Origin of the sequence: Agromyces sp. NPDC058110 (assembly GCF_042884735.1) — a bacterium.
Taxonomy (GTDB): domain Bacteria; phylum Actinomycetota; class Actinomycetes; order Actinomycetales; family Microbacteriaceae; genus Agromyces.
On record NZ_JBHVTI010000002.1, the window covers coordinates 1 to 13,155 of the forward strand.

11 protein-coding genes are annotated in these 13,155 nt (G+C 71.8%); 7 read left to right on the forward strand and 4 right to left on the reverse strand.

Translation table 11 applies throughout. From position 1 onward, the window contains the following. A partial coding sequence (locus ACFVS8_RS04600) for a Gfo/Idh/MocA family protein (RefSeq protein WP_387058211.1) occupies positions 1–924 on the forward strand: 924 nt, incomplete at its 5' end. Positions 925–972: 48 nt separating this feature from the next. Continuing rightward, the gene (locus ACFVS8_RS04605; RefSeq protein WP_387058214.1) at positions 973–1,977 is read left to right on the forward strand and encodes a sugar phosphate isomerase/epimerase family protein; all 1,005 of its coding nucleotides are present in this window, start codon (positions 973–975) and stop codon (positions 1,975–1,977) included. A gap of 114 nt (positions 1,978–2,091) precedes the next feature. On the opposite strand, the gene ACFVS8_RS04610 is transcribed toward ACFVS8_RS04605, so the two are convergent. Together ACFVS8_RS04610 and ACFVS8_RS04615 are read right to left on the reverse strand one after the other, a co-directional pair. Then, on the reverse strand, positions 2,092–2,835 hold the full coding sequence (locus tag ACFVS8_RS04610) for a glutamine amidotransferase (RefSeq protein ID WP_387058216.1): 744 nt from the start codon (positions 2,833–2,835) through the stop codon (positions 2,092–2,094). Next, positions 2,832–3,548, reverse strand: coding sequence for a LysR family transcriptional regulator substrate-binding protein (locus ACFVS8_RS04615; RefSeq protein WP_387058219.1), 717 nt, complete (start codon positions 3,546–3,548; stop codon positions 2,832–2,834). Before ACFVS8_RS04615 ends, ACFVS8_RS04610 begins: the two co-directional genes overlap by 4 nt. Positions 3,549–3,673: 125 nt before the next feature. On the opposite strand from ACFVS8_RS04615, the gene ACFVS8_RS04620 reads away from it, so the two are divergent. Beyond that, on the forward strand, positions 3,674–4,084 hold the full coding sequence (locus ACFVS8_RS04620; protein WP_387059729.1) for a DUF5997 family protein: 411 nt from the start codon (positions 3,674–3,676) through the stop codon (positions 4,082–4,084). Positions 4,085–4,184: 100 nt separating this feature from the next. Here the strand turns inward: ACFVS8_RS04620 and ACFVS8_RS04625 are convergent, their stop codons facing one another. Further along, positions 4,185–4,838: an alpha/beta hydrolase gene (locus ACFVS8_RS04625; protein ID WP_387058222.1), complete on the reverse strand. Its 654-nt coding sequence runs from the start codon at positions 4,836–4,838 to the stop codon at positions 4,185–4,187. Between the two features lie 35 nt (positions 4,839–4,873). On the opposite strand from ACFVS8_RS04625, the gene ACFVS8_RS04630 reads away from it, so the two are divergent. Beyond that, complete coding sequence (locus tag ACFVS8_RS04630) at positions 4,874–5,458, forward strand: NUDIX hydrolase family protein (protein WP_387058225.1); 585 nt, start codon at positions 4,874–4,876, stop codon at positions 5,456–5,458. Positions 5,459–5,536: 78 nt separating this feature from the next. Here the strand turns inward: ACFVS8_RS04630 and ACFVS8_RS04635 are convergent, their stop codons facing one another. Then, complete coding sequence (locus tag ACFVS8_RS04635; protein ID WP_387058227.1) at positions 5,537–6,577, reverse strand: LacI family DNA-binding transcriptional regulator; 1,041 nt, start codon at positions 6,575–6,577, stop codon at positions 5,537–5,539. A 418-nt stretch (positions 6,578–6,995) separates the two neighbouring features. On the opposite strand from ACFVS8_RS04635, the gene ACFVS8_RS04640 reads away from it, so the two are divergent. From ACFVS8_RS04640 to ACFVS8_RS04650, 3 genes are all read left to right on the forward strand, one after another. After that, positions 6,996–9,248 carry a discoidin domain-containing protein gene (locus tag ACFVS8_RS04640; protein ID WP_387058229.1) on the forward strand — a complete coding sequence of 751 codons (2,253 nt, stop codon included), beginning with the start codon at positions 6,996–6,998 and terminating at the stop codon, positions 9,246–9,248. A gap of 106 nt (positions 9,249–9,354) precedes the next feature. After that, positions 9,355–10,791: a DUF1996 domain-containing protein gene (locus ACFVS8_RS04645; RefSeq protein WP_387058231.1), complete on the forward strand. Its 1,437-nt coding sequence runs from the start codon at positions 9,355–9,357 to the stop codon at positions 10,789–10,791. 26 nt (positions 10,792–10,817) lie between these two features. After that, positions 10,818–13,016: a discoidin domain-containing protein gene (locus ACFVS8_RS04650; RefSeq protein ID WP_387058233.1), complete on the forward strand. Its 2,199-nt coding sequence runs from the start codon at positions 10,818–10,820 to the stop codon at positions 13,014–13,016. Positions 13,017–13,155 lie beyond the last annotated feature (139 nt).

Consider the following 13,155-nt stretch of genomic DNA (forward strand, 5'->3'; position numbering starts at 1 on the left):
CCGGGCGACACGCATGCGGAGATCGCGATCGCCGCCCTCGAGGCCGGCAAGCACGTGCTCTGCGAGAAGCCGCTCGCCAACACCGTCGCCGAGGCGGAGGCCATGGCCGAGGCCGCCGAACGGGCGGCCGCACGCGGCATCCGCTCGATGGTGGGCTTCACGTACCGTCGCGTGCCGGCGGTCGTGTTCGCGCGGCAGCTCGTGGCCGAGGGGAGGCTCGGCGACATCCGCCAGGTGCGGGCGGAGTACCTGCAGGACTGGCTCATGGACGCGGAGGCGCCGCTCACGTGGCGCATGAAGAAGGAGCTCGCGGGCTCCGGAGCGCTGGGCGACATCGGGGCCCACGCCATCGACCTGACCGAGTTCGTCACCGGTCAGCACATCGAGCGCGTGAGCGGCCTCATCGAGACGATCGTCGCCGAACGTCCGTTGCTGGAGCACTCCTCGGGTCTGTCCGGCAGCGCGTCGACCGAGCGCGGCGAGGTCACGGTCGACGACCTCGCGCTGTTCACCGGGCGTCTGACGTCGGGTGCGCTCGCGTCGTTCGAGGCCACCAGGTTCCGCACGGGGCGCAAGAACGCCCTGCGCATCGAGGTCTCCGGGTCGAAGGGGGCCCTTGCATTCGACCTCGAACGCCTGAACGAACTCGAGTTCTACGACGCGACGCAGCCCGCCACCGAGCAGGGATTCCGGCGGATCCTCGTGACCGAGCCGGGCCACCCGTACACGGGGTCGTGGTGGCCGACCGGTCATATGCTCGGGTACGAGCACGGGTTCTCCCACCAGGTGCGCGACCTCGTCGTCGCCATCGACGGGGGCACCGCGCCCGAACCGTCGTTCACCGACGGACTGCACGTGCAGCGCGTCCTCGACGCGGTCGAGCAGAGCTCGGCCGCCGAGGGCCTCTGGGTCGCCGCCGGCTGAGCCGCAGCGCGGCACGACGACACGAAATCGAGACGAAGGGGTATCGCGATGGCGCGACCGATCACGCTGTTCACCGGCCAGTGGGCCGACCTGCCGTTCGAGGAGGTGGCGCGCCTGGCCGGCGAATGGGGGTACGACGGCCTGGAGGTCGCCTGCTGGGGCGACCACCTCGACGTGTCGCGGTGGGACGACGCCGAGTACGTGGCGAACCGGCTCGAGATCCTCGAGCGCAACGGCCTGAAGGTCTGGACGATCTCGAACCACCTGCACGGGCAAGCGGTCTGCGACGACCCGATCGACCAGCGACACCGCGACATCCTGAACGACCGGGTGTGGGGCGACGGCGACCCGGAGGGCGTGCGCCAGCGTGCGGCCGAGGAGCTGAAGCTCACGGCACGCATGGCCGCGAAGCTCGGCGTGAAGACCGTCACGGGGTTCACCGGGTCGTCGATCTGGAAGTACGTCGCGATGTTCCCGCCCGCCACGGCCGAGATGGTCGACGCGGGCTACCAGGACTTCGCCGACCGGTGGAACCCCATCCTCGACGTGTTCGACGAGGTCGGCGTGCGGTTCGCGCACGAGGTGCACCCGTCGGAGATCGCGTACGACTACTGGACGACGGTGCGCGCGCTCGAGGCGATCGGGCACCGCGAGGCGTTCGGCCTGAACTGGGACCCGTCGCACATGGTCTGGCAGGACATCGACCCCGTCGCGTTCCTGTGGGACTTCAAGGACCGCATCTACCACGTGCACTGCAAGGACACGAAGAAGCGCCTCGACAACGGCCGCAACGGTCGGCTGTCGTCGCACCTGCCGTGGGCCGATCCTCGTCGCGGCTGGGACTTCATCTCGACCGGGCACGGCGACGTGCCGTGGGAGAACGCGTTCCGCATGCTGAACGCGATCGGCTACGAGGGCCCGACGTCGGTGGAGTGGGAGGACGCCGGCATGGACCGGCTCGTCGGCGCCCCCGAGGCGCTCGGCTTCGTGCGCCGACTCGCGTCGTACGTGCCGTCCGAAGCAGCGTTCGACGCGGCGTTCAGCACGAGGTAGCGGGCACGAGAACTTCGACGGTCGCACGGGACGCCGTGCGGCCGTCGTCGTCTGTTCGGGCGGTGGCCGTGCGTTCGCGTCGGGGCGGTTACCGCGGCTGGCCGACGGGCGGGCTCAGGCGTCGGCGAGTTCGGCGAAGCGGCGCAGCAGCCGCTGCGGTTCGGTGACGGATGCCGCGGCCAGCCGCTCGCTCACGGCGCGCAGCTCGCTCGCCGGGAAGTAGCCGTGGTGGCGGTACACGTTCGCGCGGGCGACGAAGTCGTGCGCCGTCACCTCGGGGTGGAACTGCGTCGCGTACACGCGGCTCGCGCCGGCGCGGTACACCTGCACGGGGCAGCCCTCGGACGAGGCGAGCAGCACGGCGCCCTCGGGGAGGCGCTCCGTGGCCTCCTTGTGGCCGACGAGCGCCTGGAACGTGCGGGGCAGCGCGCTCGTGAGCGGGTCGTCGACGCCCGCGTCGGTGAGCGCGATCTCGACCGCGGCGGCGTCCTCGCCGTGCCGGGTGCCGACCTCGCCGCCCAGCAGCCGGGTGAGCACGCCGATGCCGTAGCAGGTGAACAGCAGCGGATGCCCGCCCTCGAGCGCGGCCTCGGCGACCCGGGCGAGGTCGTCTTCGACGCGGCGCTGCACGGGATGCTTGTGCTCGTCGGCGGTGGTGACGTTGTAGGGGCTGCCGCCCACGACGACCCCGGCGTACCCGGAGAGATCGGCCGAGGGCAGCGACTCGACGTCGAGGCGCAGGTGCTCGAGCCGGCCGGCGTCGAGCCCCATGGCACGGCGGACCGACTCGTACTCGGGCCCGACGGCCTCGATCTCGGGGCGCGCCGCGAGGAAGAGGAACGGGCGGTCGGCGGTCATCGGCCCCTCCGGCGGCTGCGCTGCTTGGCTCCGGCGCCCGTGCGTGGGGCCGGACGTGCCGGCTTGCCGGACTTCGAGGCTTTGCCTCCCTTGCCGCCCTTCGCCGCCTCGGCCGCACGGCGCTCGGCGGCGGCCTTCTTCGCGGCCTTCGCGGGCGACAGCACGGGCTCGTCGGAGGCCTGGCCGCGCGAGCTCTGCGCCTTGCGCCCTCGCACGACGCCCACGAACTCCTGGATGTCGGCGTCGTCGCGCTCGAGGGTCCAGACGAGGGCGATGCGCGTGGGTTCCGCGTCGGTCACCGGCACGGCGACCACGTCTTTGCGGGCGTGCAGGCGGGCCACGCCGTGCGGCACGAACGCGAGGCCGGTGCCGGCCGCGACGAGTTCGATCGTCATCGCGGGGTCGTCCTGCACCGGGGCGCGGGGCTCGTCGGCGAGGTCGGCCAGCGTGAGCGACGCCTCTTCGGCGAACGCGTGGTCCTTCGCGAGCACGACGACCGGCTGCTCCTCCCAGAGCGGGATGACGTGCAGGCCGGAGGCGTCGACCGGCAGGCGCACGAACGCGAGGTCGACCTCGGCCTCGTGCACGCCGTCGAGTTGGGCCGACTCATCGACGCGCTGCGCGACGAGCGGCAGGTCGGGTCGGCGGTCGGCCCACACCCGGAGCCACTTCGCGGGGCTCACGCCGGCGACGTAGCGCAGCTGCAGGGTCATCTCGCCCCCTCCTGTCGCGCGGGATCGCCCACCACAGGCTATCGCGACCGACCGTGTCGGACGGGCGCACGGATGCCGCGCACAGGCGAACCGGCTAACGTGTCAGGGTGAACGCCTCCCAGTCGATGAAACCCGAGACCGCCGCCAAGAAGCTCGGGATCCTGCTCGACCACGCCCCCGAGGAGTTCCGCGCCGGCCCCGTCACGCGCGACGAGCTCGCGAAGCTGCAGGCCGACGCCCCCGAGTGGCTCGAGACCCTGCGCCGCGAGGGCCCGCACCCGCGCAGCGTGGTGGCGGCCAAGCTGGGCGTCTCGAACTCGGGCCTCGCGCGCGGCGGCGTGACCGAGCCGCTGACCACCGCCGAGATCAAGGCGCTGCTCGAGGCGCCGCCCGCCTGGCTCGTGCAGGAGCGCGCCACGCAGGCCGAGGTGCGCGCCGAGAAGATCCGCGTCGCCGAGCGCGACAAGGAGCGCGCCGCGCGCTGGGCGGCCGAGGGCCGCAAGCCCGGCGGCGGGGGAGCCGGCTCGGGCGTCTGACGCCGAGACGCGCCGGAGCCCGCGAGGTCGCACGAACGGTCGTCATGACGCACCGGTCGCGACGTTTCGCGCGACATCACGGCGCTGCGACGCGGCCGCGCTAGGCGCCGGGTGCCACCTGCGTGCGCACGAACGCCGCGACGTCTGCGAGCTCGCGCTCCGAGACCGAGTGTCCGACTCCCTCGTAGATGCGCTCGTCGAGCGTCGAGTGCGACGGCAGCCAGGCGCGCGTGCGCTCGACCGAGGCATCCGGGATCACCTGGTCTGCGGTGCCCCGACCCCAGAACACGGGCGGCAGCGCATCGGCGAGCCGTTCGTCGCCGTCGCCGTCGCGTTCGCCGGGCAGCACGAACCCGGCGAGGTTCACGACGTAGGCGAAGCGTTCGGGCGCGCGTCGCAGCAGCTCGAGCGAGACCGCGCCGCCCTGAGAGAAGCCCAGCAGGCCGACGGAAGACACGCCCGCCGCCGCGCGGTCGAGCCAGTCGAGCAGCGCGTCGACCGCGGCATCCGCACCCTCGACGGCCTCGTCGACGCCCTGCGCGAGCAGCGGGAACCACGCGTATCCGTACCCCGCGTCGATCGGGGCGCGCACCGACGCGACGACCGGCTCGAGCGGGAGGTAGGGGGAGAGGCCGAACAGGTCGCCCTCGTTCGAGTTGTAGCCGTGCAGGAGCACGAGCAGCGGCCGCCCTTCGCGGTCGGCACCGGAAGCCGACCAGAGCACGGCCTCATCGTCGATCTGCACACGCGTCATGCCTCAACGCTAGCGGCGTGGGGCAGAATCGAGGCATGAGCGTGCGCACCCCCGATCCCGACTGGAACGGCGACGAGCCGACGGGCGCGCCGACGCCCAACACGAACCCGGGCTGGCTGAGCGATCTCGAGCTCGCCGAGATCCGCGGTCGCCTGCCGTTGCTCTACGTCGAGGCCGTGCCGGTGCGGGTCGACGGGCTCGGCCAGGTCACCGAGGTCGGGGTGCTGCTGCGTGCGAACGCCGTCGGCGAGATGACCCGCACGCTCGTGTCGGGCCGGGTCATGTACGGCGAGACCGTGCGCGACGCGCTGTTCCGCCATCTCGAGAAGGACCTCGGGCCGATGGCGTTCCCGCTGCTGCCCGCGAGCCCCGTGCCGTTCACCGTCGCCGAGTACTTCCCGCTGCCCGGCATCTCGCCGTTCACCGACGACCGTCAGCACGCCGTGTCGCTCGCCTTCGTGGTGCCGGTGACCGGCACGTGCGAGCCGCGCCAGGACGCGCTCGAGGTCACGTGGATGACGCCCACCGAAGCCGCCACCCAGGCCGTCGCCGATGAGATGGAGGGCGGCCGCGGACTGCTCGTGCGCCAGGCCCTCGCCTCGGTGGGCGCGCTGCGCTGACCACGGCGAGGCTGGGCCGCGACGCGTGCTCGCCGTCGGCTTCGGTCGCAGGCTGCCTCGTCGGCGACCGCCTACGGCTCAGTCGCTGCCGCGCACCACGAGACCGAGGTCGAAGATCGTCGATGTGGGCGACGGCTGCTCGGCCTTCAGCTGCGCCACGAGCAGCCTGGCCATCTCGGCCGCCATCTCCTCGATCGGCTGACGCACGGTCGTGAGCATGGGCCGCGAGATCGTCGCCACGACCGAGTCGTCGAAGCCGACCACGCCGACGTCGTCGGGCACCCGGATGCCGCGGGCCCGCAGTTCGTGGATGGCGCCGAGCGCCATGAGGTCGTTCGACGCGAAGACGGCGTCGAGGTCGGGCGCGGCGTCGAGCAGCTCGGCCATGGCGCGCTCGCCGCTCTCGATCGTGAAGTCGCCGCGCGCGACGGGAGGGAAGGCCTGCCCGTGTCGCGCGAGGGTCTCGCGGAAGCCCCTCGCCCGAGCCTCGGCGCTCTGCACGTCGAGCGGACCGGTGATGAGCGCGATCCTGCGGCGGCCGCGTTCGAGCAGGCGCTCGGCCGCGAGCCTGCCGCCGTCGAAGTTCGAGATGTCGACGAAGCTGAGTGCGGCGTCGCCCGCAGGCCGGGCGAACACGACGGCGGGCAGACGCGCCGCCGCGAACGCGCGGGGGAGCGGGTCGTCGGCGCGCGTCGAGATCAGCAGCGCACCGTCGGCGGCCCCCTGCTTGACCGTGGCGAGCACGTTGTCGCGGTCCTCGTCGCTCTCGGCGAGCAGCAGCAGCGGCTGCGTGTCGAGGTCGCGGAGCGAACGGACGATGCCGCTGATGACCCGGCTGAAGAACGGGTCGTCGAAGAGGTCGACGCGGGCTCCGTCGACGTCGTCGGCGTCGGACCCCGAGATCGCGACGACCACGGTGCCCGTGCGCCCGCTCACGAGCGACCTGGCGGCGCGGTTCGGCACGTAGCCGGTCACGGCGACCGCTCGGCCGACGATCTCCTTGAGTTCGGGCGCGACGCGCCGGGTGTCGCGCAGCGCGCGCGAGACGGTCGCGCGGGAGACGCCGGCGACGCGGGCGACGTCGTCGAGGGTCGGGCGTGAAGTCGGGGACTGCTCCATCGCTCGACCGTAGCATCGATCTCGGATCGGCGTTCCGAATTTGGGAGCGTGTGAGCGTGTTTTGGGAACCGTTCCCGACTTTCGACCGAGATCATGCCTTTCGGCCGAGAACATCGGGGAGTCGGGAGAGCGAGATCCCGGCGCGGTCCAAAGCCGGCTCGGTGCGCCGTTCGTGCACGGCTCCTTCGCCGCGATCCCAGTGATCACGCGGAAAAAGGCCGAATCGCGCAACCGACCGCACCTCGTGAGGTCGACGATCGAGCCTCCGAATGCCCCCTTGACAGGGGACAAGACGCCGAGGAATACTCGGGGCTCTGGTGTAAGAGCGCTGTCCGAGCATCACGAGTGCCCAGCGGTGCGTTTCAACGACGAGACGACCAGCCGATCCCGCGCGGATCGGCGTGAAGGAGTTCGAGCTGTGATCCTCCATCCCCCCGCCGCACCGACCGGGTCGCGGCCCGCGAGGCGCCTCGCGATCGGAGCCGCCATCGCCGCCGCGATCGTGGCGTCGGCGCTCGCCGGCCCCATCGGGCCCGCCGCGGCCGCCCCGGTGAACCTCTCGCAGGGCAAGCCGGCCACGGCGTCCTCGGTCGAGAGCGCCGACTACACCCCCGCATCCGCCGCCGTCGACGGAAATCCCGCGACCCGCTGGTCGAGCCAGTGGAGCGACCCGCAGTGGCTGCAGGTCGACCTCGGCCAGGTCTCCGACATCGACCGCGTCGACCTCACCTGGGAGGGCGCCTACGCCAAGGCGTACGAGATCCAGGTCTCCGACACCGGCACCGGCGGCTGGTCCACCATCCGCACGGTCGCGAACGGCCCCGGCGGCAGCGAGTCGCTCGACGTCGACGGCCACGGCCGCTACGTGCGCATGCTCGGCACCCAGCGCGCGAACGGCTACGGCTACTCGCTCTGGGAGTTCGCCGTCTACGGCACCCCCGGCGGCGGCACCGACCCCACCGACACGACCGATCCCGGCGACCCCGGTCTGCCCGACCCCGGGTACCCCAACGAGCCCGGTCCCTTCACCGGCCCGAGCGTCGTGAAGGTCACCGGCACCTCGGGCGCATGGAAGCTCACCGTGAACGACAAGCCGTACACCGTGAAGGGCTTCACGTGGGGTCCGGCGTTCGGCGAGGCGCCCCAGTACCTCGACGACTTCACCGCGATGGGCGCGAACACCACGCGCACCTGGGGCACCGGAGCCGACACGAAGCAGCTCCTCGACGCCGCCGCCCAGGCGGGCGTGCGCGTCATCAACGGCTTCTGGCTGCTGCCGGGCGGCGGGCCGGGGTCGGGCGGATGCATCGACTACACGACCGACGCGAACTACAAGGCGACCACGAAGGCCGACATCCTGAACTGGGTCGGCGTCTACAAGTCGCACCCCGCCACCCTCATGTGGAACGTCGGCAACGAATCGCTCCTCGGCCTGCAGAACTGCTACTCGGGCGCCGTGCTCGAGGCCCAGCGCAACGCCTACGCCGCCTACGTCAACGAGGTCGCGGTCGCCATCAAGCAGGCCGACCCGAACCACCCCGTCACCTCGACCGACGCCTGGACCGGTGCCTGGCCGTACTACAAGGCCAACACGCCCGCGCTCGACCTGCTCGCCGTGAACTCCTACGGCGACGTGTGCAACATCGAGCAGACCTGGAAGGACGGCGGCTACGACAAGCCCTACATCGTCACCGAGGGCGGCGCAGCCGGCGAGTGGGAGGTTCCCGACGACGCGAACGGCGTGCCCGACGAGCCGACCGACATCCAGAAGGGTGAGGCGCTCGTCGACTCCTGGCGCTGCCTCCGCGAGCACGACGGCGTCGCGCTCGGAGCGACCTTCTTCCACTTCGGACTCGAAGGCGACTTCGGCGGGGTGTGGTTCAACGTCATCCCCGGCGGCAACAAGCGCCTCGGCTACTACAGCGTCGCCGAGATGTGGGGCGGCTCAGCGGCCGACGACAACCGGCCGCCGCGCATCACCGACATGGAGATCCCCGACTCGGGTTCGATCGAGGCGGGCAAGCCGTTCACGTTCACGCTCGACGTGACCGATCCCGAGAACGACCCGCTCGAGTACGTCGCGTTCGTGAACTCGAAGTACATCGACGGCGCCGGTGGCGTGCAGTTCGTCGAGCACCAGCGCGCCGGCGACCGCATCACGATCACGGCGCCGCAGAAGCTCGGCGTCTGGAAGGCCTACGTGTACGTCGAGGACGGCCAGGGCAACGTCGGCGTCGAGACCCGGTCGTTCCGGGTCGTGGCGCCCGAGGTCGCCGGCGTCAACGTGGCGCAGGGCAAGACCGCCACGGCCTCCTCGTTCCAGACCTACGGCGACAACTACTCGCCCGGTCGTGCATTCGACGGCGACCAGGCGACCCGGTGGTCGAGCGAATGGGCGCCCACCGGGTGGCTGCAGGTCGACCTCGGCCAGCCCACCGCGTTCGACACGATCCAGCTCACGTGGGAGGCGGCGTACGCCAAGTCCTACACCGTGAAGACCTCGAACGACGGCACGAACTGGACCGACCTCAAGACCGTGACCGGCGGTGACGGCGGCATCGACCAGTTCGTCGCCCCCGCCACCGCACGCTACGTGCGGTTCGAGCTCACCGAACGCGGCACCGACTGGGGCTTCTCGATCTTCGAGGCCGGCATCTACCGCACCAGTTGAGCCCTCGCGGCGGCGGCTCCCTCCCCCTGGCCGCCGCCGCGGACCCGCCCCGCTCCGTTCTCCGCACTCCGGTGCGCTTCGGCGCGCCCGAAAGAAAGGAACTCCCATGATGAACACGCTCGCACCACCCCCCTCGTACGCGGCAGACGGGCGCTCGCCCGTGCGGCGACCCCGCGCGTTCGCCGCAGCCCTCGCCGGACTCGCCGCGCTCGCCGTGGCCGCCGGCTCGCTGATCGCCGCGCAGGCCGCGGCAGCCGCGCCGGGCACGCTGCTCTCGCGCGGCGCCCTGACCGCGGCATCCAGCTCGGAGGCCGGCAACCTCGGCCCCCGGTTCGCCGTCGACGGCGACCGCTCCACGCGGTGGGCGTCGAACGCCACCGACGACGAGTGGTTCCGCATCGACCTCGGCGCGAGTCATCCGCTCGAGCGCGTCGTGCTCGACTGGGAGGCGGCCTACGCGACCGCGTTCACCGTGCAGGTCTCCGACGATGCGCAGTCCTGGTCGACCGTGGCGGCCGTGACCGCCGGCACGGGCGGCGTGCAGCAGCTCGAGTTCACCGGCAGCGGCCGGTACGTGCAGCTCGTCGCGACCGACCGCGCCACCGGGTACGGGTACTCGCTCCACGAGTTCTCGGTCTACGGCGACGGCGACGTCGTCGACCCCGGGGATCCTCCGGTGTGGAACGACGAGGTCACGCACCACGAGTTCCAGGCGAACTGCACCTTCTCGCACTTCCTCCCCGACGACCCGATCGTGTTCCCCGGCAAGCCGGGAGCATCGCACCTGCACACGTTCGTCGGCAATCGCTCGACGAACGCGTTCACGACGCCCGAGTCGCTCTTCGCGAACACGGACTCCACGTGCACGGTGCCCCAGGACCACTCGTCGTACTGGTTCCCGACGCTCTACAAGGGCACGACCGCGATCGAGCCCGACATCCCGATGACCATCTACTACAAGTCGGGCGTCGACGACTACCAGGCCGTGCAGCCCTTCCCGCAGGGCCTCCGCTTCGTGGCCGGTGACATGAAGGCCACGGTCGACTCGTTCCGCACCGCGCCCGGCGCGGTCGAGGGCTGGGAGTGCGGCGGCGTGTCGAAGAGCTGGGAGATCCCCGACCACTGCGACCCGGGCACCGAGCTCAACATCCGCTACCAGGCCCCGTCGTGCTGGGACGGCATGCACCTGACGCCGCAGGCCGCGGCCGAGATGGGGCACGGGCCGCACATGGCCTACCCGGTGAACGGGCAGTGCCCGATGTCGCACCCGATCGCCGTGCCGATGATCGAGTTCAAGATCGCGTGGCCCGTCTCGGGCGACATGTCCGACGTGCACCTCTCGAGCGGGAGCGACCAGTCGTGGCACTACGACTTCGTGAACGCGTGGGAGCCCGAGGTGCTGCAGCGGCTCGTCGAGCACTGCATCAACGGCGGCCTCCAGTGCAACCCGAGCGGGTGGGACCAGTACAAGCCGCACCGCGGCGGAGTGCTCGACGAGAACTTCGCGCTGCTTCCCGAGACGCTCCCGGGCGGTGCACGATGAGCCCGCGGATGTCGCGGGGCGGGCGGATGTCCCGGTCCGCGCTCGTGGCAACGACCGCGGCCGCCCTGCTCGCCGGCGGATGCCTCGCGGCGGTCGCGCCCGCGGCGGCGGCGGAGCCCGAACTGCTCTCGCAGGGGCATCCGGTCACCGCCTCGACTGTCGAGAACGCCGACTACACGCCGGCGAGGGCCGCCGTCGACGGCGACCTCGGCACGCGCTGGTCGAGCACGTTCGCCGACGGGCAGTGGCTGCAGATCGACCTCGGAGAGGTCGCAGACCTCACCAGGCTCGAACTCGTGTGGGAGGCGGCGTACGGCGCGGACTTCCGCGTGCTCGCCTCGACCGACGGGTCGACCTGGTCGCAGGTCGGGCAGGTCGTCGGCGGCACGGGCGGCACCCAGTCGGTCCCGCTCGACGGCGACGGGCGCTACGTGCGGCTCGACTTCTCGAAGCGCGGCACCGGGTACGGCTACTCGCTCTGGGAGGCCCGCGTGTTCGGCATCCCCGGCGGCACGCCGACCACCCCGCCGACCACGCCGCCCGCGACGCCGGAGCCGACCGACCCGCCCGAGCTCATCGAGGGCGGCGGCGACCTGGGGCCGAACGTGCACGTCTACGACGACGCCACGCCCGACTCGACCATCCAGGCCGAGCTCGACGCGGCCTTCCAGGCGCAGGAGACGGCGCAGTTCGGGCAGCGGCGCGACCAGTTCCTGTTCAAGCCGGGCACCTACGACGTGCACGCGCACATCGGGTTCGACACCTCGATCTCGGGTGCGGGGCGCAACCCCGACGACGTGCGCATCAACGGCGGCGTGTGGGTCGACGCCCAGTGGTTCGGCGGCAACGCGACGCAGAACTTCTGGCGCTCGGTCGAGAACCTCTCGATCGCCCCGCACACCGGCGAGGCGCGGTGGGCCGTGTCGCAGGCGGCGCCGATGCGCCGCGTGCACGTGCTCGGCGACCTGAGCCTCGCGCCCTCGAGCTACGGCTGGTCGAGCGGCGGGTTCATCGCCGACTCGAAGGTCGACGGCACCGTGCGCTCGTACTCCCAGCAGCAGTGGCTGAGCCGGGACTCCTCGTTCGGGGCCTGGGAGGGCTCGGTCTGGAACATGGTGTTCTCGGGCGTCGAGGGCTCGCCGCCCCCGAGCTTCCCGAACCCGTCGCACACCGTGCTCGACACGAGCCCGGTGACGCGGGAGAAGCCGTACCTCTACTGGGCGGGCGACGACTGGGCGATCTTCGTGCCCGAACTCGCCGAGGACACCCAAGGCACCACGTGGGAGGACGGCCCGACGCCCGGCACGTCGATCCCGCTCGACGACGTGTACGTGGCGAAGCCGGGCGACTCGGCCGAGCGCATCAACGCGGCGCTCGACCAGGGCCTGCACCTGCTGCTCACGCCGGGCGTCTACCACGTCGACGAGTCCATCGACGTGGATCGCCCCGACACGGTGGTGCTGGGCCTCGGCTACGCGACCATCGTCAACGACGGAGGTACGACGGCCATGCGGGTCGCCGACGTCGACGGCGTCTCGATCGCCGGTGTGCTCTTCGACGCCGGCACCGAGCACGCGCCCGTGCTGCTCGAGGTGGGCGAGCCCGGGGCATCCGCCGACCACTCCGACGACCCGATCGCCCTGCACGACGTGTTCCTGCGCGTCGGCGGCGCGGTGGCGGGCAAGGTCGACGACGCGCTCGTCGTGCACAGCGACGACACGATCATCGACCACATCTGGTCGTGGCGCGGCGATCACGGCGACGGCATCGGCTGGGACCAGAACACCGCGAAGCGGGGGCTCGTCGTGAACGGCGACGACGTCACGGCGTACGGCCTGTTCGTCGAGCACTACCAGCAGCACAACACCGTCTGGAACGGCGAACGCGGTCGCACCGTGTTCTACCAGAGCGAGCTCGCCTACGACCCGCCGTCGCAGGCGGCGTGGATGAACGGCTCGAAGCAGGGCTGGGCGAGCTACAAGGTCGGCGACGGCGTCACCGACCACCAGGCCTGGGGCGTCGGGGTGTACTCGTACAACAACGTCGACCCGTCCATCGTCACCGAGAGCGGGATCGAGGCGCCGGCCGTGCCCGGCGTGCGCCTGCGCAACCTGCTCACGGTGTCGCTCGGGGGCAACGGCATCATCCGCCACGTCGTCAACGGAATCGGCGGCGAGGCGAGCGGGACGGCCACGATCCCGAGTTACCTGGTCGCATTCAACTGACCAGCACCAGAGGATCGGGCGGCGCGGCGACCCCGCGCCGCCCGATTCTGATGTCCGGGCGGATGCCTCGGCGCGGCGAGGCTGCGTCGATGCGGCGATCGGTGGCGGGGCCGTGTGCGGGGCTGTGAGCGGAGATGTG